21 protein-coding genes are annotated in these 21126 nt (G+C 51.9%); 14 read left to right on the top strand and 7 right to left on the bottom strand.

From position 1 onward, the window contains the following. The first annotated feature begins 80 nt into the window (after nt 1-80). From M4D81_RS04205 to M4D81_RS04225, 5 genes are all read left to right on the top strand, one after another. Entirely contained in the window at nt 81-830 is a 750-nt protein-coding gene (locus M4D81_RS04205) for a class I SAM-dependent methyltransferase (RefSeq protein WP_260064606.1), read from the top strand. Nucleotides 831-908: 78 nt separating this feature from the next. Further along, nucleotides 909-1856 carry a helix-turn-helix transcriptional regulator gene (locus M4D81_RS04210; protein WP_260064607.1) on the top strand — a complete coding sequence of 316 codons (948 nt, stop codon included), beginning with the start codon at nt 909-911 and terminating at the stop codon, nt 1854-1856. Nucleotides 1857-1919: 63 nt separating this feature from the next. Beyond that, the gene (locus tag M4D81_RS04215; protein ID WP_071220578.1) at nt 1920-2459 is read left to right on the top strand and encodes a DinB family protein; all 540 of its coding nucleotides are present in this window, start codon (nt 1920-1922) and stop codon (nt 2457-2459) included. A gap of 14 nt (nt 2460-2473) precedes the next feature. Continuing rightward, complete coding sequence (locus tag M4D81_RS04220; RefSeq protein ID WP_260064608.1) at nt 2474-2950, top strand: EVE domain-containing protein; 477 nt, start codon at nt 2474-2476, stop codon at nt 2948-2950. Nucleotides 2951-3044: 94 nt separating this feature from the next. Then, nucleotides 3045-3545: a cupin domain-containing protein gene (locus M4D81_RS04225; protein ID WP_260064609.1), complete on the top strand. Its 501-nt coding sequence runs from the start codon at nt 3045-3047 to the stop codon at nt 3543-3545. Nucleotides 3546-3675: 130 nt separating this feature from the next. Here the strand turns inward: M4D81_RS04225 and M4D81_RS04230 are convergent, their stop codons facing one another. Further along, nucleotides 3676-4020: a DoxX family protein gene (locus M4D81_RS04230; RefSeq protein ID WP_260064610.1), complete on the bottom strand. Its 345-nt coding sequence runs from the start codon at nt 4018-4020 to the stop codon at nt 3676-3678. A 115-nt stretch (nt 4021-4135) separates the two neighbouring features. Here M4D81_RS04230 and M4D81_RS04235 point away from each other — a divergent pair, with 115 nt between their 5' ends. Together M4D81_RS04235 and M4D81_RS04240 are read left to right on the top strand one after the other, a co-directional pair. Further along, the gene (locus tag M4D81_RS04235; RefSeq protein WP_260064611.1) at nt 4136-4834 is read left to right on the top strand and encodes a Crp/Fnr family transcriptional regulator; all 699 of its coding nucleotides are present in this window, start codon (nt 4136-4138) and stop codon (nt 4832-4834) included. A gap of 119 nt (nt 4835-4953) precedes the next feature. Next, on the top strand, nt 4954-5970 hold the full coding sequence (locus M4D81_RS04240; RefSeq protein WP_260064613.1) for an SDR family oxidoreductase: 1017 nt from the start codon (nt 4954-4956) through the stop codon (nt 5968-5970). Nucleotides 5971-6200: 230 nt separating this feature from the next. Here M4D81_RS04240 and M4D81_RS04250 read toward each other — a convergent pair whose 3' ends face one another. The 4 genes from M4D81_RS04250 to M4D81_RS04265 all read right to left on the bottom strand — a co-directional run bounded on the left by M4D81_RS04250 (nt 6201) and on the right by M4D81_RS04265 (nt 9953). Then, nucleotides 6201-6326 (bottom strand): hypothetical protein, encoded by a 126-nt coding sequence (locus tag M4D81_RS04250; RefSeq protein WP_260064614.1) that lies wholly within the window; start codon nt 6324-6326, stop codon nt 6201-6203. Between the two features lie 411 nt (nt 6327-6737). Beyond that, nucleotides 6738-8033, bottom strand: coding sequence for a polysaccharide deacetylase family protein (locus tag M4D81_RS04255; RefSeq protein ID WP_260064616.1), 1296 nt, complete (start codon nt 8031-8033; stop codon nt 6738-6740). A gap of 38 nt (nt 8034-8071) precedes the next feature. Continuing rightward, nucleotides 8072-8812 (bottom strand): hypothetical protein, encoded by a 741-nt coding sequence (locus M4D81_RS04260; RefSeq protein WP_260064618.1) that lies wholly within the window; start codon nt 8810-8812, stop codon nt 8072-8074. A gap of 154 nt (nt 8813-8966) precedes the next feature. After that, entirely contained in the window at nt 8967-9953 is a 987-nt protein-coding gene (locus M4D81_RS04265) for a glycerophosphodiester phosphodiesterase family protein (protein WP_260064619.1), read from the bottom strand. 192 nt (nt 9954-10145) lie between these two features. Between M4D81_RS04265 and M4D81_RS04270 the strand changes: the two genes are divergently transcribed. Together M4D81_RS04270 and M4D81_RS04275 are read left to right on the top strand one after the other, a co-directional pair. After that, the gene (locus M4D81_RS04270) at nt 10146-10841 is read left to right on the top strand and encodes an FHA domain-containing protein (RefSeq protein ID WP_260064620.1); all 696 of its coding nucleotides are present in this window, start codon (nt 10146-10148) and stop codon (nt 10839-10841) included. A 177-nt stretch (nt 10842-11018) separates the two neighbouring features. Then, nucleotides 11019-12644: a glycoside hydrolase family 9 protein gene (locus M4D81_RS04275; protein ID WP_260064622.1), complete on the top strand. Its 1626-nt coding sequence runs from the start codon at nt 11019-11021 to the stop codon at nt 12642-12644. A 77-nt stretch (nt 12645-12721) separates the two neighbouring features. On the opposite strand, the gene M4D81_RS04280 is transcribed toward M4D81_RS04275, so the two are convergent. Continuing rightward, a complete protein-coding gene (locus tag M4D81_RS04280; protein WP_260064624.1) occupies nt 12722-13180 on the bottom strand; it encodes a site-specific integrase in 459 nt (152 codons plus the stop codon). A 370-nt stretch (nt 13181-13550) separates the two neighbouring features. On the opposite strand from M4D81_RS04280, the gene M4D81_RS04285 reads away from it, so the two are divergent. The 5 genes from M4D81_RS04285 to greA all read left to right on the top strand — a co-directional run bounded on the left by M4D81_RS04285 (nt 13551) and on the right by greA (nt 19545). Beyond that, nucleotides 13551-14984, top strand: coding sequence for a PTS mannitol transporter subunit IIBC (locus M4D81_RS04285; RefSeq protein WP_260064625.1), 1434 nt, complete (start codon nt 13551-13553; stop codon nt 14982-14984). Nucleotides 14985-15058: 74 nt separating this feature from the next. Next, nucleotides 15059-17128 (top strand): BglG family transcription antiterminator, encoded by a 2070-nt coding sequence (locus M4D81_RS04290; protein ID WP_260065083.1) that lies wholly within the window; start codon nt 15059-15061, stop codon nt 17126-17128. Nucleotides 17129-17144: 16 nt separating this feature from the next. Beyond that, nucleotides 17145-17585 carry a PTS mannitol transporter subunit IIA gene (locus tag M4D81_RS04295; protein WP_071220559.1) on the top strand — a complete coding sequence of 147 codons (441 nt, stop codon included), beginning with the start codon at nt 17145-17147 and terminating at the stop codon, nt 17583-17585. Then, complete coding sequence (locus tag M4D81_RS04300; RefSeq protein ID WP_260064626.1) at nt 17582-18751, top strand: mannitol-1-phosphate 5-dehydrogenase; 1170 nt, start codon at nt 17582-17584, stop codon at nt 18749-18751. The genes M4D81_RS04295 and M4D81_RS04300 overlap by 4 nt, the downstream gene beginning before the upstream one ends. A 317-nt stretch (nt 18752-19068) precedes the next feature. Then, nucleotides 19069-19545: a transcription elongation factor GreA gene (gene greA / locus M4D81_RS04305; RefSeq protein ID WP_071220557.1), complete on the top strand. Its 477-nt coding sequence runs from the start codon at nt 19069-19071 to the stop codon at nt 19543-19545. Nucleotides 19546-19666: 121 nt separating this feature from the next. Here greA and M4D81_RS04310 read toward each other — a convergent pair whose 3' ends face one another. Beyond that, complete coding sequence (locus tag M4D81_RS04310) at nt 19667-20872, bottom strand: MFS transporter (RefSeq protein WP_071220556.1); 1206 nt, start codon at nt 20870-20872, stop codon at nt 19667-19669. Nucleotides 20873-21126: the final 254 nt, after the last annotated feature.

A 21126-nucleotide genomic window follows, 5' to 3' on the forward strand; every position in this document is an offset into this window, starting at 1 on the left:
GAAATTAGGTTTCATCTAATGAAACCGTAATCGTCGTTGTCTGGATTTCGCTTATATCTTGGATGGGAGCGTGGTTTAGGATGAACAGCAAGGAACGGTTTTCGAATCGCGTCGATTCGTATACGAAGTATCGCCCGAGTTATCCGCAAGAGGTCATGGATTATTTGTATGATACGGTAGGATTGGACGGTGATATTGCCGATATTGGCGCCGGGACGGGGATTTTCTCGAAGCTGCTGCTGAAGCGGGGAAGTCGCGTGACCGCTGTGGAGCCGAATCAGGCGATGCGGGAAGCTGCCGAGTCGGACCTTGAAGGCGAGCCCGGCTTTCGAATGGTTTCGGGTTCAGCCGAAGTGACTGGACTGCCTGATCAATCAGTGGATCATATCGTGAGCGCCCAGGCCTTTCATTGGTTTGACCGTGATGCCGCCCAATCGGAGTTCCGGCGGATCCTCAGACCGGGCGGAAAGGTTGCCCTGATATGGAATTCCAGGCTCACGCAGGGAACGCCGTTCCTGGAGGCGTATGAGCAGCTGCTCCTTACCTATGGCACCGATTATCAGGAAGTAGATCAGAAGAATATTTCGCGCGAAACGCTGGCTGCTTTTTTTCGGGCAGGGGACATGAGGGAGGCGAAGTTCTTCAATCGACAGACGTTTGATTATGAGGGATTGTGCGGCCGCTTGCACTCGTCATCTTACGCTCCGCTGCCGGGACATCCAAACTACGATCCAATGATGAACGAACTGCGCACGATATTTGAACGGAATGAGCAGGCTGGCTGCGTGTTTTTTGATTATGAGACGAAGGTGTACTGGGGAGAGGTGTGAGCTGTCCTTCTTGCTCGGTTTCGCTGTTTGCAGAATAATAGAGCACCGGCATTAATATGGAACGGGAGGTACAGCAGCATGAACAAGACAGACCGGATGCTGGCTATCGTGCTTGAGCTGCAGCAGCGAAAGGTTGTTCGGGCTGAAGATCTGGCATCCATATTCGAGACGAGTGTCCGGACCATCTACCGGGATATTCAGGCCCTTAGCGAATCGGGCGTACCCGTGATGGGAGCTCCCGGGCAAGGATACTCATTAATGGAGGGGTATTTTCTTCCACCTGTCATGTTCACGGTGGAAGAGGCTGTGACCCTGCTCATTGGAACGGATTTCGTCGAACAACGCTTTGACCCGGAATATGGTCTGGAGGCTCGGACTTCGAGTAAGAAGATAGAGTCCATTCTGCCGGAGCCTGTCCGCGCAGATGCTTCGCGGGTTCGGAAGACCATGCGGCTGCTCTCACCCGGCAACAGGGTAAGTTTAGAGGAAGAGAAGGATTATGTTGAAATCGTTCGCCGAGCCATCCTGCAGGAGCGTAAGGTCGAATTCAAATATGTGAAAAAAATGCCCGATTCTAACGGCAACAGGAAGAGTTTTCGCTCGGCAGCTCCTTATGGTCTAGCGTTTCTCCAAGGCGCATGGACACTAATCGCATGGTGTGACCTGCGGCAGGGAATCCGCCATTTTAGGCTATCCCGCATGAAGGAATTGAAGGTCCTTGAGGAGCGTTTTGAGATGCCGCCGAATTTTGACTTGGAAGACTATCGACCTCCGGATGACCGTAACCTGCGGGTGCGGGTTCTGGCAAATCCCGATATTGCGGATCGAGTTAAGGAATCCGGCAACTATTACATGGAGACATTAGAAGAATGCGAGGATGGATTGCTTGTGAGCTTCCGCGTTCGCCGGCTGGAGGAGATCCTGCAGTGGGTGCTCGGCTGGGGATCGAATGTCGTCGTCCTTGAGCCGGAATCCTTCCGTGACCGGATCCGCGATGAAGCGGAAAAGATGTTAAAACGCTACTGACATGACGTTGTCAGTAGCGTTTTTGTATATTCGGTACAAAGACGATTTAAGGGAGTGGTTGATATGAATACAACGGAAGCATTGCAGCGGTTTGAAGAGACGGTGCAGGTCTATCTGCAGGAACTGGATGGCTTCAGCATGGAGGAATTAAAGTACAGACAGGCAGAGGACGAGTGGTCGATCGGGCAAATGTATCAGCACTTGATTCAATCCGCGTTATCCATGCATCTGCGAAATATTGAGTTATGTTTAAACCCGATTGAGGATGCAGCAGTCTCTTCAGCGGGAAAAACGGAACAAGGTATGGCGATATTCGAACAGGGCAGTTTCCCGCCGATCCGTATTCAGGTTCCGCCGTCTCCTCAATATACGCCGGAGCAGCCTGCAACCAAAGAGCAGTTGATGCAAGGTCTGGATACCGTCATCCAACGAATGAGACAAACCGAGCCGATGCTTGGAGAGGCACTCCTGCATACCGTCCCCCATCCGAGGTTTGGAGGATTGCATGCACAAGAGTGGTTTTTGCTTATCGAAATGCACTATCGGCATCATCTCCGGCAGCTGCACCGATTGAAACAGACTTTAGAGCAGCAGCGTGGATGATGGGATATCAGGACGTGGTTACACGATTAGGAGAGCGAACCCGTTATTGGATTGGAGTAGTATCCGAATCGCATGTGAAATTGGGGGTGGAAGGGGGATTTGCCCAGCTATGTCACGGTAAATCGGCTCCACTGCGGCGTATGCGCAAAGGAGATTGGCTGATCTATTATTCTCCGCGCACCGAGATGAAGTCTGGGGAGGCGCTTCAAGCATTCACCGCAGTCGGCCAGGTTGTGAATGATCAAGTCTATGAGTATCCAATGACGGCATCATTCGTCCCTTACCGCTGGGATATCCGGTATGTTCCAGGTCAGCAAGTGAAAATAGCCTGCCTATTGGACCAGCTTAGCTTTACGCGAGGGAATCGAAATTGGGGGTATGCCTTTCGTTATGGGCATTTCGAGATCAAACGAGAGGATTTTCTGATGATTGCGGAGGCAATGTTGGGCGGCTCGGACATGATACAAAAAAGAACGATAAAATCGCTTTGACTCGTGCCTATTTTTGAACAACTCGGTTTGAAAACGGCTCGCCCCGGGTACTGGTACTACGAGTGCATCAATGAGTAGAAAGGAGCGGATGACCGTGGAGGTACATGTCAGATCATTTTTCGTGAAAGACGATGGAGAGGTTCCCAATAATCCCGATCTGCCGGTCATTGTGTACAATGGAGTATTCGCGGATGACCCGAGCGGCCTGGAGGCTGCCTTTAACCGGCATCATTGGAGCGGGAGCTGGGCAGGCGGCGTATACGATTACCATCATTATCACAGCAACACGCACGAAGTCCTGGGTGTGCGGTCCGGAAGCGCGACCATCCTGGTGGGCGGTGATGCGGGAGAACGGCTGGAGCTTGCCACAGGCGATGTGATTGTCTTGCCGGCAGGCACTGCACATATGAAACTCACCAGCACCCCTGATTTTGAAGTGATTGGTGCTTATCCCGAAGGGAATACCCCGAATATGAGGGAGCGGAACCCGACGGATCGGGCGCAGGCGATCAACGAAATCCGAAGCGTGCCTGTTCCGGATATGGATCCTGTCTTTGGAGAGGAAGGGCCACTGCTGCATAAATGGGTGAAATAAAAGAATGAATCGCCATATAGGGAAAAGAGGAAGAGGCTTGCACACGTCTGTTTGCAGACAGCATGTGTAGCCTCTTTTTATGGTGCAGATTACAGAAAGTCTTATACGGCTGCTTTCTAATTCGGAGCGACTACCGAAGAAGAAGGGTAACCGACAATACAAGCATGAGCAGAGCATTCAGGGCCATGAAGGGTTTATGCCTGGCTCGAATGAGATGGGCATGAATGGCTCCCACCATTAGAACCGCAAATAGAAAAGCAGCGTAGATCTTGTTCTCTGGAATCCAGAATGCTGATATCATAAAGACAATCCCCGCTGACTCCAGACCGGCAACAACGAACATCCCCCAGAGGGGGTATCTGTATTCACTCCAGTGCTGCACCATCGAGCGGGTGCGGAGAAATTTGAACGACGCGGAAAGTGCAAACATACCAATCAATACACATTGAAATAAAATTACCCAAAGTGGTTCCATGTGATTCTCACTCCTTTGTTTTCTCTGGCGGCTCATCCTGTCGAGGATTAGTTTACACGCTACAAAACATTGGAGTATGTAGTCCAGGATACATAGCGAAAGGGCGAAACATGGCATGGAGATGATTAAATATCTGTCACGACTGGATCTGTTTCATGGACTTAGCGAAGAAGAGCTGCTGCAATTGAACCATGTGACGCCACTTGAAATCTGTAACAAAGGAACCGTGGTGGCCTCTCCTCATATGGAGCCGAAGGTACTGTACATCGTAAAATCCGGAAAGGTGCGGCTCTATAAGCTGACGGCAGGAGGGAAGGAGCTGACGCTAGATATTTTGGGCGCGGGGCATCTGTTTGGGGAAATGACATCCTTTCATACGGAAGCTGCCATGTTTGCCGTCACGATGGAAGACTCCGTCATTTGTGAAATCGAGAGCCGTCAATTCCGAAGGTTGATCAGCGAACAGCCGGATCTGGCATTCAAGTACATTGAACTCGTAACTGGCAGGCTCAAAGAGATGGAAGAACTGCTGGAGTATATGGCTTACGGGAGCGTGCGACAACGTCTGCTATTCTTGCTGCAGAAGCTGGCGGCCAAATTCTCACCAGATTCGCAGGCTGCAGGGGAATGGGCCCCGCTAGAGATCGAGCTTACCCATCATGAGTTGGCAACCATGACAGGCAGCATACGAGAAACCGTAACGCCGATACTCAATCAGCTGGTATCTGAAGGCGTATTGCGTAAAGAAGGGGCACGTAAACCTTACTCGATACATAGGAGTCGTTTGGAGGCTGCGTTGGCGGTGTGCAAATAACTAACTTGCTGATGGCCAACCCTTTTTGGAAATTGTAATGGCAACCGTGCCCATGCTATCGTAAAGGTTAGAAGGTCAAGTTGCAGGTCTTCTCATTATTGCTAGCGGAGGTGCAGTTTATGAAAGCGTTGTTTATTGGAGGAACCGGAACGATCAGCTCGGCGATTACGAAGCAGCTGCTGGAACAGGGTTGCGAGTTATACCTGCTCAACCGAGGGAACCGAAACGACACATTGCCCGAGGGCGCACATATTTTGCAGGCCGATATTCATGACGAAGACCAAGTAGCGAAACTTATTGAGCCTCTCGATTTTGATATTGTGGCCAACTTTATAGCATTCGAACCAGCCCATCTGGAGAGAGATTATCGTCTATTCAACGGAAAGACCAAGCAGTTTATATTTATCAGCTCCGCTTCCGCCTATCAGACGCCATTATCCGATTATCGCATTACGGAAGGCACGCCTTTATCCAATCCATACTGGGCCTATTCCAGAAACAAAATCGCTTGTGAAGACTATCTGATGAAGCAGTATCGGGAATATGGCTTCCCTGTGACCATCGTAAGGCCTAGCCATACGTATGATGAGCGGTCCATTCCACTCGGCGTGCACGGCAGCCAAGGAAGCTGGCAGGTCGTGAAGCGGATGCTGGACAATAAACCGGTCATTATTCACGGGGATGGGACGTCTCTGTGGACGTTGACGCACAACAGCGATTTTGCAAAAGGATTCATCGGTCTGATGGGCAACATTCATGCCATCGGGGAGTCGGTGCATATTACCTCCGACGAGTCGCTCACTTGGAATCAGATCTACCAAATTATTGCGGATGCCCTGGGCGTACAGCTGAATGCGGTGCACGTTTCTTCGGAATTCTTGGATGCAACCAGCACGCAGGACTTTAGAGGTTCTTTGTTGGGGGACAAAGCGAATACGGTTGTGTTTGATAACGCCAAGCTCAAGCGGCTTGTCCCTGAATTCGTGGCAACCACCCGGGCGGATCAAGGAATCAAGCAAACGGTGAACTATATCCTATCCCATCCAGAGCATCAACGGGTAGATGAAGAGTTTGATGTGTGGTGTGACAAGGTTGTTTCAGCGTTGGAGAAGGCGAAGTCGATCATAACAGGGTAGGATGGGGTTGCCTCAAATAGGAGTCTCCCGCAATACGTGAAGGAAGCAGGTGCCGCGTGGATATTATACTGTTTGCGGTCATCTATTCCCTGAGTTTAATCATTTAGGTGATCGTGGCGGGAACTTAACCAGAGTATTCCAGATATTCACCTATATCATATTAATCTTTACGGGGGTGTACATGCTCATCGAGAGTCTGTAAAGAGATCAAAGATTGGAGCGACGACGGATTATTTCACGGTTGGTTCTAGCAGCGTCTCCGCGAGCAGAGGAAACAGGTTATCAAAAGCATGCGTATTCCCCTCAAACACATACCCTCCCGGATAAGCGGGATCTTGGCCTCGGAATTGGATCATTCGATCATGCAGCTCCCGGGCCCAAGGGAGGTCATTCGTTTTTGACGCCAGGATAATAGCCAGTCCGTAGACGGCAGGTGACTCATATGCCGCGTCAGGCTTTCTTGTCTTCCGGTTGTAGCACCCTGCCAGCTGCTGATTCTTCTGGAAATCTCCCTAGTAGGCGATGAAAACGATGCTGATTAGAGCAAGAATGGCGATGATCGTAAGAATGGCCTTCTTGCGGGAAATCCGGGTTGTCATAGGCTCACCTCGAACATACTATTCTACGCTTGCGTTCCTAAAGCCTTTAAGAAGACCGAACGAATAAATGTAGCTTCTGAGGCCCCATCGTTCGTGTTTATCCATAAAAATGCCGTACCCGATGTTTGCAGAACAACGGATACGGCATTCTCTTAAAGGATAGGTTCGCTATTGCAAACCGACGATCGTGAGTCCCTGATCCTGCAGGTGCTTAATAATCTTCGGCAAGGCGTCCACAACCGCCTGCGATTCATGCAGGAGGATGATGGAGCCGGACGCTTCGATGTGCTGGACATACTCGAGGATTTTATCCTCGTCGCGGGTCAGCCAATCCTCGGGATCCCGGTTCCAGAGCACCATCTTACTGCCTTGCTGTTGGCTTAACGCCTCGGTCCGATCGTCAAAGGCACCGTAGGGCGGACGGAAGAGTATCAGCTTCTCGTCGGTAATATGCTCGATGAGGTCGGACACGCGGGTCAACTCTGCCTGCTGCTGTTCATAGGTAAGGCTTGTCAGCTGGCTATGAGTCATGGAATGGCTGCCGACAGAGTATCCGTTCGCATGGATGGACCTGACATAGTCGGGATGTTTTTTTACATTGGTGCCAACAAAGAAGAACGTTCCGCCAACCTCGTGTTTTTTTAAGACATTCATAATATCGATAGAGTGCTTGGATGGCCCATCATCAAATGTAAGGGCTACATATCCTTTGGGAAGGCTAAACGAGATGAACTCCTCCAGCTCCAGCTGTGGAATGGAAGCAGAGGGTTTGTTATCCTTCGGTTTACTCTCCTTCGGTCTGCTCTCCGCTGCTTCCTCCTTTGAGGCTGCCACGGGTTTCGCGATCATGGCGCTCCGGTTCTCGGCAAGCAATTGGATAACGGTCTCTGCTTCCGCAGTGGCCGTTACTGCAGGATAAGGCTTAATGTCACCGGGATACGAGTAATTAAATGAACTTAATAATACAACAAAAATCAAGCTCATTATGATGGCGCTTACCAGCTTAAGCGGAAGATGGCGCCGTTTCCTTGCGAAACGATTGGTTTTCAGGTCCCCTTCGGCGGCTGGTATCTCTTCGGGCTGATCCGCTTCGGATCGATGCGTGGAGAGAAAAGGCAGCGTATGCAAGTCATCTGCATGCCGGATCTCCTTGATTGACTCTAATTCGTTCCTGAACGGAACGGAGCAGGCAAATGAAAACCGCTCACTATGTTCACGATATGTACGCGTAATGGAACCTATGTATTGCTGTTTGTTTGCATCCCATGCGGTATGTAAGGATATTCGGTGTTTATGAACCCCGTCGAACTCCGTCACGGCCGCTATATTCGCTATGGTCTCGTTATCGGTTAACCATAATGGCTCCGCCGATTCTATTAGGGATAGCTTGATTCGTAGACCGAATGTTTCGGTATCCCTCTCGATCGCCAGCAGCTCTATGATTCTGCCATAGGATTCTGACATGATGGCCCCCCTTTCTCTAGCTGTTCATGCGGGTAAGATTATTCCGATGGTGTATTGGAAGCCGTGGTTTTCGGTGAGAAGGAGAAGGACATCTTCTCGGTAAAATCATTGATGGTCTGCATCAGCTTGGCTTTATCATCGAGGATATTCTGGTATTGCTCCGCGTACTTCTGGTTGGCAATCTCCAGCTCCCGGACCTTCTCTTCAAGCGAGTTGATCTTGAGCATGCTCTGATATTGGGTGTTGTTAGACTCCTCATAAAGCTTGTTGTACTTGGCGGTCTCGGTTTCGAGCTGATTGGAGAGCTTCTCATACGCCAGGTTCGACGTTAACTGGTATTCCTTGTAATCCTCCAGCAGCTGATCGTAGGCCATCTGTTTGTTCGTCAGCACGTTCTCGAGTTCGCGGATTTCCTTGTTCTTCTCCTGAACCAGCTGATCTCTCTTGATCTGCTCATGCTTATACCGGTTGATCGTCTCGTTCGCGGTAAAGAGCTGATCCTCCAGGCCTCTATTCTTATAGGTCAGCAGCTGCCGTTCCTTCAGCATGTTCTCGATCGAAACAATGACATCGAGGCCGATCTTGTCCTGATTATCCTTGGAGAATAGATGTTTGTTTCCTTCTGCAGCGGGCAGTTCAGGCTCCGCGGAATAAGCCGCCTCTTCTTCTGCCGTTACAGCAATATCCTCTTGTTCGGTACTGTTCTTCTCGGGCTGGTTCTGGTTCGAGCGGGCACTCTTAAACCACACCATTCCTTTTTTCTCTGTTTCCCTGGCCAAAATATCAACTCCTATATATTCAATGATTCTAGTATGAAATTAGGCTAAAAGACCCCTATTAATAGTAATCGGTAAAAACGTCCCAAAAACTTTGCCCTACACCCCGTGAAAATAAAAAAAGCCCCGCAGCGGGGCGGAGGGGCTTTCCCTTCGATTATTCATTCTTCTTGATGGTCAGCTCCGGGGCGATAACGTCGATCCGATTCGTCCAAATGCCGCCGCTGTAGCCTTCCGGCAGTCGCTCCAAATCCGACACGGAGTCGAACCCTTCCGACCAGCCGCCATCCCCGGCGACGAGGATGACCCGTGTATTGATGCTGTCCATCCTGTTCAGGAATTTATCCGGCCATCCCCACAAGTAACGGGCGTATTTCTCCGGTATATGCAGCTGGGTGTTGCGGCAGACCGATGGGAGGTAGCCGCTCCAGCCGGCTCCGGCGTAGGATGCGAGACAGCTCTTCAGCGTGCCCATCGACATGACGCGTAGGGTTGGGAGCTGTGATTTTAATGCTCGGATCGGTTCGTCATCCCCATATACGGTCAGCTGGCTGAGACGCTTCATCGGCAGTCCGGACAGATACTCTGCCAGGAGTTTCCCCTCTTCAGGGTCGGTGCTTTTGATATGGATCAGGAATGAACCGTCAGGAAATGCCTCCAATACCTCGTCTAACGACGGAATCAGCCCGACTCCCTTTCCCCGAAAAGGATATGTCGCTCCCTGATCGGCGGTGTAACCATACCCGATGTCTATGTTTTTTAGCTGCTCCATGGTATAATCCTTGACCGAGCCCTCCACGTTGGTGCGGCATTCCAGGGTCCAGTCGTGGAACACGGCGAACTGTCCGTCCTTGGTTGGCTTGATATCCAGCTCGACGATATCGGCGCCTGCTTCGAATGCGGCTTTCATGGACGGGATGGTGTTCTCCAGGTAAGCATGCTCCGGCACATAGATGCGGGAGGCAGTGCAAGTGTCGGCTTGAATGCCTTCCATCGAGAAGGTTTGGCCAAGCCCCCGATGCGCCAGCAGCAGCGGCTCGGCGTCGCGGTCTTTGGTGAACAGGGATGTATTATTAACGAACAGAAATACAAACAACACGAGAAAAAACAGTATGATTTTCTTCCATCTTTTTAGTTTTCGCATGATCCAATCCCCCAAAATCGTATACAATATGCAGTAGTAGATTTATATTTATCTCTATCTAAGTTCTCTATATTAAATCCTTCTTCCATAAATCTTAGTGATTTTGGGCGCATACTCAATAGCTGGATCATAACAATTGCATAATAGTGAACTGATAAACACAATGAGCAGCATATAAGAACGGGAGGGAGCATGATGGACAAATCCTCCTTTTTGATGGTGGAGCGGGGGAATCCCTACGAGCGTGGGGACGTTATAGCTTTGACCAAACCCATAACGGTGCTTGGCCGCAAGGGCCAGCATTTTGATCCGGATATCGCGTTTGATAATATCTTTGTGTCCCGGCGGCATGCAGCGCTGCTGTATCGAAACGGGAAGTTCAGCATTAAGGATCTGAACAGCAAGCATGGTACCTTCGTCAATCAGGAACGGTTGGCTCCCCATGATGAAATTCCCCTCCAGCATGGAGATACCATTGTACTCGCTGGAGATCTGATCGTGTTGTCCTTCTCCATCCTCAGCATGGATGAGACGATGGACATTACACCGCTCATTAAACAGCTGGCTGCAGTCGAGGCTTCAGGCGGGCTTAGGTTGAATCCGTTCAAGCAGGAGCTGGTATACGGCGAGGATGTGTACGCTTTTTCGGAAAAAGAGTACAAATGCATGGAGCTGCTGATCAACCACCAAGGGCAGTTTGTGTCCAAGGATCAGCTCAAGGCATACGTTTGGCCCGAGCGAAGCTACGGGACGGATGATGTGCCCGATGTGAGCTCGGAGGAGTTGAATGCGCTGATTTATCGGGTCCGTAAGAAGACGAGAGACGTTCTGGACATTGAGAGCATCCGTGGAAAAGGTTATATTTTGCAGACGCAAGCCAATGGCTAAACGTGATTGTGAGAGCTCAAATGAAACAAAGACAAGCTCTTCCTCATGGGCAGGAAGGGCTTTCTGCATTTTGCATTGCATTTTATAGAGCGGATGAGAGGGGATTGGCCATCGTTATCGAAGTTGTAAAGCGTGGAAGTTTCGAATCGACAATCGGAAAGGGATGAACAGGGGAGCATGAATAATGAGCATGGACAGCATAACAGCATTGCGGTCAACCAGCTAGGCTATCGCAGCCAGGATGCCAAGGTTGCCGTCATTGCGGGTCAGGGTGGACGGTTTCATATCGTCCATGCGTTGAATGGCGAGGTCGTTTGGCAGGGCCATACATCACCCGCCATCGAGGATGTGGCCAGCGGGCAGACGGTAAGCCGGGGGGATTTCACCGCATGGGCAGTGCCCGGCACGTATCGGATCGAGACGGAGCATGGGCAAGCGTCGATGCCTTTCGTTATAGCTGACGAGGTGTATGAGGATGCGCACCGCGCATTGTTGAAAGCGTTTTATTATTTCCGCTGCGGGACGAAACTGGATGAGCTGCATGCCGGACCCTGGCAACACGGAGCCTGTCATCTTACGCCCGCCATCGTCCATGGAGACGAATCGCGGCAGGTGGATGCCTGGGGAGGATGGCATGATGCCGGCGACTATGGCAAGTATGTCGTTCCCGGTGCCAAAGCGGTAGTCGACCTGCTGCTGGCTTTCGAGTTTTACCCGGAGGCGTTCGCGCAGAAGCTGCCACTGCCGGAAAGCGACGGTCGCATGCCGGATGTGCTTCATGAATGCCGGTATGAGCTGGAATGGATGCTGCGCATGCAGGAGGAATCGGGAGGTGTGTTCCATAAACTCACGACCTTGCGGTTTCCGGCGGGAGACGTTATGCCGGAGGACGATACGGCTCCGCTGTACCTGTCGCCGATCTCCGCAACGGCAACCGGTTGTTTTGCCGGAATCATGGCAATGTCATCGCGGATCTATTCCCTCTATGACGAAGCCTTCGCCGCAAGCTGTTTGCAGGCAGCAGAACGTGCTTGGGCATGGCTGGAGGCGCATCCCGGCATGCCGGGATTCCGCAATCCGCCAGATATCGCTACAGGTGAATACGGTGACGGCCAGGATGCGGATGAACGGTACTGGGCCGCTGCAGAGTTATACCGGGCAACGGGTGAGGCGCGGTACCATGAGGCTTTTCAAGCATTAGCCAGGCAGGACTCATTCGGGAAATACGAATTGGGTTGGGCGGACATGGGCGGCTATGGAACCTTCGCCTATCTGATGTCGGAGCGGGAAGAGGAGCCCGCGCTGGCACGGGAACTGCTGGCGGGTCTGCTTCAGCGTGCGGATGAGCTTACCGCTGTCAGTGATCGGGACGGTTATGGGATCTCGCTGCTGCCGGATCAATATATTTGGGGCAGCAATATGGTGGTATTGAATCATGCGATGCTCCTGCTGGTGGCGGGAAGACTGTCTGGCTCTGAAGACTATGAGCGTCATGTGCACGAGCATATCCACTATGTGTTCGGGGCTAACGTTATGGGGATGAGTTATGTGACCGGGTTTGGGGATAAGCCAATCCTGCACCCGCATCATCGTCCTTCCGAAGGTGATGGCGTGGAGGAGCCGGTTCCGGGCCTCGTCTCCGGCGGACCGAACAAGGGGCTCCACGATGATTATGCGCGTGAGCACTTGGCCGGCAAGGCGCCCGCAGCATCTTTTGCCGATGTGATGGAGAGCTATTCTACCAACGAGGTGGCCATCTATTGGAACTCGCCGGCTGTGTTCGTGCTATCACATTTTGTATAGAAGAATAAGGGTTGCGAAGCAAAAGAAGCGCCGAGAGAGATACTCGACGTTTCTTTTTTTGTATCGCCCGTTCATGGCTAGCGCCTTGATCGCCCCTTCACCAGCGGATGCAGCATCGTGGCAACAATGCCTGAGATGATGCCAACCACCGTACCTGTCACAACGCTGCTGATGAAGGCGAAGGCTCTGGTCAGAAAGCTGCCCGCTGCTGCGGGTAGATCCGCCAGATTCCCGCCCAGAGCCGGCGGCGTTTCGAATGTCATATTCCACAATAGCTGATGGGTAATGCCAAGGAGCAATCCATAGACTGCACCGACGGTCATTAAGGGCACAAAAGGATGTTTAACGCTATGCCGCTTCCCGAGTACATAAAGAATCCAGACGATCGGGGGAATAAAGACAAGCAGCCGGTTGATGAACCCGTGGGGATCGACCCATTGCAAATCATGGGCAATCACGCGGGGCACACCGAGCAAAGCCAACAGAATGATAGCGAACATCGATAGACCGATGTGATTTCTTGCTTGTGTGTTCATTTTGTGGGAAAACCTCCATCGTTGTAAGTTCGGATTCACGATGTTATCCGTTATGAGGTTCAGTTTAACGAAGGAATGTTGTGAACTTATGACGGGGATGTACGCAATCCATGAAATTACGTGGTTGGGCATGAAAGCTTGGAATATACAGGATCAAGGGCCGGGCTTGATTTACGAATGAAACCGCGATGCGGCGGTATTTTCATAAAAACGACATGATCCTTTTAAAAGTTGTCAACAATATTCTTGACGAAACCCGCTTTTCCTTTCGTTGAGCCTTTTGCCGGGCTGACTTAACATAGAGATGTCAGATGATAGCGACACAACAACATTCCGATTTATTTTCAAATATGACTAGGAGGTCTATACGATGTCCAACGAGACAAATACAAACGCTTCCAAAGGCATTCGCGTAAGGGTACAGCAGCTCGGCCGTCTCCTTAGCGGTATGGTGATGCCGAATATCGGTGCGTTTATTGCTTGGGGTCTGATTACGGCTCTGTTCATCCCGACCGGTTGGTTCCCGAATGAGAATCTGGGAGCGCTGGTTGACCCGATGATCAAGTACCTGCTCCCGCTCTTGATCGGTTACACGGGCGGGCAGATGATCCATGGCAAGCGCGGTGCGGTGATCGGTGCGGTTACCACGGTCGGCGTTATCGTCGGGGCGGAGATTCCGATGTTCCTCGGCGCGATGATAGTCGGTCCGCTGGCTGCATGGGTATTAAAGCAGTTCGACAAGCTGATTGAAGGCAAAATCAAATCCGGCTTCGAAATGCTGGTCAATAACTTCTCCCTCGGGATCATTGGCGGCGCGCTGACATTGGTGGCTTACACCGGAATCGGGCCGCTTGTACAAGGGATTACCCAAGCGTTGTCAGCCGGTGTTGACGTACTGGTCAATGCGAACCTGCTGCCGCTGGTCAACATTATCGTTGAGCCTGCAAAAGTATTGTTCCTTAACAATGCGATCAACCACGGAATCTTCAGTCCGATCGCCACAGAGGAGTCGGCACGGATCGGTCAATCGGTTCTGTATATGCTGGAATCGAATCCGGGTCCGGGACTGGGCATTCTTCTCGCCTATTGGTTCTTCGGACGCGGCTCTGCCAAGTCTTCCGCACCGGGGGCAGTTGTCATTCACTTCCTGGGCGGTATTCATGAGATCTACTTCCCGTATATTCTGATGAAGCCGGTTCTGATCCTGGCTGCCATCGCGGGTGGCGTTGCCGGAACATTCACCTTCCAGATTCTTGGAGCCGGTTTGGTGGGCCCAGCGTCGCCGGGCAGCATCATTGCTTACTTCGCCATGGCGCCTAAAGGCGGCTTGATAGCGGTCCTTGCCGGTGTTCTTGTTGCAACGATTGTCTCCTTTGCTGTAGCGGCATTACTGCTCAAAACAGGCAAAAAGACCGACGAAGAGCCGAATCTGGAAGAAGCATCCGCCAAGATGAGAGAAATGAAAACCGGCGGCATGAACGACCAAGTCGCTCCTGCTTCGGCGGCTGTAGCTAATCTGGACAAAGAGAATGTGAACAAAATCGTGTTTGCTTGCGATGCCGGCATGGGCTCCAGTGCGATGGGCGCTTCGGTATTGAGAAAGAAATTGCAGCAGGCGGGCGTCGATATTACGGTTGTGAACTCGGCGGTAAGCGAAATACCGGATGACGCGGATATCGTCATTACCCAGAAGACACTCACCGAGCGGGCCATCGCGAAGAATCCGAATGCGGAGCATATCTCCATCGACAACTTCTTGAAGAGTCCGAGATATGATGAGCTGGTGGAACGACTCAAAAACTAACATAAGCCTATAACCATATGACACGCTGGCGTAGCAACGCCGGCGTTGTCTTTCATTTCATGAAGAAGGGGGCCATGCGTCTGGGACACATCACTGCCCGCCAACGACAAATCCTTCTGCTTCTGATGAGCAGGAACGAGGGCATGACGGCTGCAGAAATAGCCGCTGAGGTCGGGGTCAGCGTCAGGACGGTTCACCGGGAAATGGAGGAGATTGAGAAGGAACTGCAGGGCACGGGCGTTCTGCTTCATAAAAAGTCGGGAACGGGCATCCGGCTGGAAGAGGAGACGCCTGAGGATATGGCTCAGCTGCGGAAGCGCCTGCTTACAGGGAAGCCGGCCGATTATTCCATGGAGGAGCGCAAAATCCTCATGCTATGCGCCCTGCTTGAGGCAAATGAGCCCGTCAAACTGTTTGCTTTGGCCCATAGCTTAAAGGTCACCGTGCCAACGATCAGTAATGACCTGGATGAGCTGGAGCCATGGATGAAGCGGTTTAACCTTACCCTAATTCGCCGCAGAGGCTATGGTATCGAGATTGAAGGCTCGGAAGGCGTAAGGCGGTCGGCGATTTGTCGGCTTGTCGAGGAATATTTGGATTACTCCGATCTTGTCGGGGATGGATATCGTGATCATAACGAGCCGGTGACTGCACGTCTGCTCTCCATGATTGATAAACCGGTGCTGCTGGATGTAGAGAAATGTTTATGGGATATGAACTGGGATTGGACGGAGGGGCTTAGCGAAGGTGCATATACCGCGATGCTCATAGCGTTATCGGTTTCCGTAAACAGGATCAAGCAGGGGCGGAGCATAGAGTCGACGGATATTACGGCATATGGTAAATCCTCCTCGTCGGTGGAGGAGGCACAGGATTTTGCGGGTCGTCTAGGCCAAGTCTTGAAGATAGATATTCACGATCCTGAAATGAAATATATTGCTCATTTGTTCGAATCAGCGAAGGACATGTCCGAGATCAGCGAACTGGCTCACACGGATGTAGAGATGGTGGAAATCGCCCAGCGTCTTATCGAACGGGTTCAGGGGCGCACCGGCATTCCGTTCCAGGAGGACCGCACGCTGCGGGCCGGTCTGGTGGAGCACATCGGGGCTGCCATGAAACGGATTCGGGAAGGGACCCGGATCCGGAATCCCTTGCTGAGCCCGATTCGGAAGGATTATGAGGAGTTGTTCGGAATCGTCCGTCGTTCGGTCGATGACATGAAGCTGGACATGATCGTCCCGGATGAAGAAATCGGGTTTCTGGTTATGCATTTCGGTGCTTCCAGCGAACGGCTGAACCAGCTGGGACATCATCTGAAGGCCATCCTGGTATGTTCCAGCGGTCTTAGCTCCTCAAGGCTTCTCGGAACCCGGCTGAATAAGGAGATGCCGCAGATTGAGGTGCTCGGCAACGTCTCGTGGTATGAAGCGGCCCGGATACCGAAGGAGCAATATGACCTTATTATTTCGACTATTGATCTTCCGCTGCCGAAGGATCGGTATGTGAGATTAAGTCCGCTGCTCACGGCGGATGATAAAGAGGCGCTGCTGCAATTTATTCAGAGCACATCCCTGAAACCGGCCGCGGGCATGGCTGCCAGTAAGGGCATCGAGGAAGAGCGTAAGGTTGCATCATTCGAGCGTCTGCGCATGCAGGCAGCCCTGATGAACGAGATTGTATCGCTACTGGATGACTTTCATGTGTACCACCTGGATAATCGGCAGGATGATTTGCAGGGCACCTTGAGCGAAGCTTTGACTAAGGTGGTTGAGCGCGGGGCTGTTCGTGATGCGGAGAAGGTGAAGGAGCGTTTGCTTGAGCGCGAACGGATGGGCACCCAGCTCATTCCGGATACGACGCTGGCCTTGTTCCATACGCGCAGCCGCCATATTACCTGGCCGACGCTAACCTTGTTCCGGCTGACGCATCGAGCGCCGCTGGAGGACGGGGCGGAGGCGGGTGTCATACTGCTGATGCTGGCACCGAAGCAGCTTCCGAAGGAGAGCTTGGAGGTGCTCAGTGAAATTAGCGCCATGCTGCTTCACTCCGAGCTGATTGAGCTGATGGAGCGGGGCAGCGAGGAAGAAATCCGATCCTATTTAGCGGAAGAGCTTCAGCATTTTTTCAATCACAGACCATAGAAAGAAGGAGACCAACATGAGTAACATACTGTCCAAAGATAAAGTCGTACTGAACGCAAAGGCTGATAGCAAGAGTGAAGCTATCCGCATGGCGGGGAATCTGCTTGTGCAGGCAGGCCATGTATCCGAAGATTATGTAGATAAAATGCTGGAACGCGAAGAGATAGCCTCCACTTATATGGGCGGAGGACTCGCGATTCCCCACGGCACCAAAGAGGCTAAAGGCATGGTAATCTCGACGGGATTGTCCATCGTCCGTTTCCCGGAAGGCGTAGATTTCGGAGGAGATGAGCCGGCGTTTATTGTCATTGGTATCGCGGCTGCCGGTGGTGACCACATGGAGATTCTGACGAATGTGGCCATGATCTTCACGGACGACGAGAGCATTGAGAAGGTGATGAACGCTTCCAGCGAAGAGGAGATTCTGGCCATCTTTGAAGGAGGAATGGGCGCATGAAAGCAGTCCATTTCGGAGCAGGGAACATCGGTCGCGGTTTCATAGGGCTCTTGCTGTCACAAGCCGGTTACGAGGTTTGTTTTATCGATGTGAACGAAGAGTTGGTGTCGGAGCTGAAAGCGCGCGGGGAGTATCCCGTAACCTTGGCCAGCGAAGGACAGGAGACCACGATCGTTAAAGGCATCACGGCACTTAATAGCGCCTCGGAGCCGGAAGCTGCTGCACGTGCAGTAGCGGAAGCGGATCTCGTGACAACAGCGGTAGGCGTGAACATTCTGAAGTTCATCGCCGGTACCATTGCCGAGGGGATGAAGCTCCGGCTGCAAGCGGAGTCGGCTGCACCCCTTCATATTATTGCATGCGAGAATGCCATCGGCGGCAGCACGCAGCTGAAAGAGCACGTCTACGGGAAGCTTGATGACGAGACGAAGCAGAAGGCTGATCAGCGGGTTGCTTTTCCGGATGCGGCCGTAGACCGGATTGTGCCGCTGCAGCAGCATGAGGACCGTCTGAAGGTCGTGGTGGAGCCGTTCTATGAGTGGGCGGTGGACCGCTCGCAGATGTTTAACGACTATGTCCCTGTGGAAGGCATTCACTATGTGGATCGCCTGGAGCCGTATATTGAACGCAAGCTGTTTACGGTGAATACAGGACATTGCTCGGCTGCTTATGTAGGCTTTCTTAAGGGCTACGAGACGATCCAGGACGCCATGAAGGATGAAGAGGTGGCGGGTCATGTCCGTGCGGTGCTCGAGGAGACGGGAGCTGCGCTCGTGCATAAACACGGCTTCAATCCTTCCGAGCATGGAGCCTATATTGACACCATCCTGGAGCGGTTTCGCAATCCGGCGCTGACCGACGAGGTGTCCCGCGTCGGCCGCTCCCCGATCCGGAAGTTGTCCCCGGGCGACCGCCTGGTGTCGCCAGCCATGCTGGCTTTCGAAAGCGGGCTTGCTTACAAGAGCTTGGCGAAATCCATGGCAGCTGCTCTGATGTTCGATGTACCGGAAGATCCGGAGAGTGTGGAGCTGCAAGCATCGGTCCGGGATATCGGTGCAAGCGACACGGCTTCCCAATATACCGGCATTGCCGGTGAGCATCCGATCATGGGTGAGCTGATGGAGCAGTATGATGCGTTGAAGGCTGATATCGAAGCGGGTTCGTAAGGTATTGGCGGTGAATATCATAACAGGCGGATGCATGCGCCGATAGGCTACAGCATTCCATCTACCTTGCATAGCCCCTGGTTCTCCTTACGGAGAAATCAGGGGCTATTATGGTTCTCTTGAGGGTATACAACGATCCTGATTTGTTCAAAATAATCCATCATATATAACTGTCCAAGTGAGTTCAATTCGGGTAGCGGCCCGCTACTGGTTTTAACTACCAATTATTCCATCCATCGATTTTCAGAAAGTTTTCGCTTATTTTCGAAATAAAGAGTACACTAGAAGTAAGAAATTAAAAAGTGGATGTGATGAACATGGCAGAAGAACTGATCTTGACCCAGGAGGGCTATGATAAACTCCAGGAAGAACTTGATGACCTCAAGTATGTAAAACGCAAAGAGTTAGCGGAACGGATCAAGCTCGCGATCAGCTATGGTGACTTGAAGGAGAACAGCGAGTACCATTCGGCCAAGAACGACCAGGCGTTTATGGAAACGCGCATCATCATCCTGGAAAAAACACTCAACAACGCCCGGATTGTCGACGCCAATCAAGTGAGCTCGAAAACGGTGAATGTTGGTTCGAATGTCGTTCTGAACGACATCGAGTTTGCGGAGAAGCTTGAATATCAGGTCGTAGGACCGGCAGAAGCCGACGTATTGAACAATAAAGTCTCCTATGAAAGTCCACTTGGTAAAGCGCTAATGGGCAAAGCAGTAGGCGATCAGGTGAACGTGGATGCGCCGATGGGTATCGTTAAGTACGAGCTGCTGGAGATCAAAGCTCTGTAATCGCAGAAGAATCAACGAATATATAAATAAAAGGCGTAACCGGGTTCAATGGCCGGTTACGCCTTTTCAACATGGTTCGTGCTTCGTGTGGTAACGAGCGTTTTGTAGCTATGGGGACAGATTAAGCATTAACCGCTATGGTCTTGCGCTCATACATATAACAAGCTGCTCCCAGAATGAAGGCAAGTCCCACCAAACCAGCCCCCACCCAAGGCAGGGCCGTTAAGCTTAGATGGGTAATGACCAACCCTCCGATAAAGGCCCCTGCTGCATTACCGAGATTGCCCGCAGAGTGGGTTGCCGTAGAGGCGAGAGCGGGAGCGGACTGGGCCAGACTCATGACACGCACCTGCATTCCCGGCATAACGGCGAAAGAGGCAGCTCCCCACAACACGATGGTCAGCACGGCGGTGACCGGGTTATGGATCGTCACGGTGAGGATGGTCAGAATGACGGCTGTCGCAAAGTAAACACCCAGAATGGAGGGCAGCAGCTTCCAGTCGGCCAGCCTGCCGCCCACGATATTACCGACGGTTACGCCGATACCGAACAGGATCAGAATCCAGGTGACGCTCGGTTCGGCAAAGCCGGTGATCTCAATCAGCAGCGGCGCGATATAAGTGAAGACGGCGAACAGGCCGGCGTTGCCAAGCGCCCCGATGAGAAGGAAGAGAAGGAGTTGTGGTCTGATAAGGGCTGTAATTTGCTGCGCGATGCTTGACGCTTGTTCCTGCCGTAGCTTCGGAATGAAGATCAGGATGCCGATCAATGCCAATACCCCCATAACGGCAATTGCGGCGAATGAAGCGCGCCAGCCCATCGTCTGGCCGATGAAGGTGCCGATCGGAACCCCGATGATATTGGCTATCGTTAATCCGGCCATCATGATGGATACCGCCCCGGCACGCTTGTCCGGCCGCACGAGGTTCGAAGCAATGACGGCTCCCACACCGAAGAAAGTACCGTGCGTCAGCGCGGTCAGCATTCGGGCACCCATAAGAACGGCATAGCTCGGAGCAAAGACCGAAATGCCGTTACCCAGTATAAATAGGCCCATGAGCAGCAGGAGCAGTTTTTTTTGCGGTATTTGGTGGGTTAGAACCGTTAGAATAGGGGCTCCTACGGCTACCCCAAGGGCGTACATTGTAATCAGCTGCCCGGCCGATGCAATGCTGACATTCAGGTCATCTGCAACATTCGGGAGTATTCCCATGATGACAAATTCCGTCATGCCAATGGCAAAAGCGCCAACGGTTAAAGACAGTATAGAGATGGGAAAGGGCTCTTTGGCGCCTTTTTTCCCAGTGGCGTGCTGCGATAGTTCCATGGTGTTCAAGTCAACCTTTCTGCTGAGTTTGTTAATGGTATAATCCCAATCTCCATTATCGGTTTTAAAGAGGGACTGTTACATATTATTTAATGTTGTCGGAGGATAATCAAGAACTTTATTTTTTGGGGAAAATGGATACCCTGAAGAGGAAGCTATTGCTAAGGGAAGCTTGTCCGTGATGCAAGAGCTCGAGAGCGCCGCAGGGGCACTCTCTTGATGAGCGGGTGGATCACCGGGGTCATTGACCGTAC

It is taken from the genome of Paenibacillus sp. p3-SID867, from assembly GCF_025142895.1.
GTDB lineage: Bacteria > Bacillota > Bacilli > Paenibacillales > Paenibacillaceae > Paenibacillus_AQ.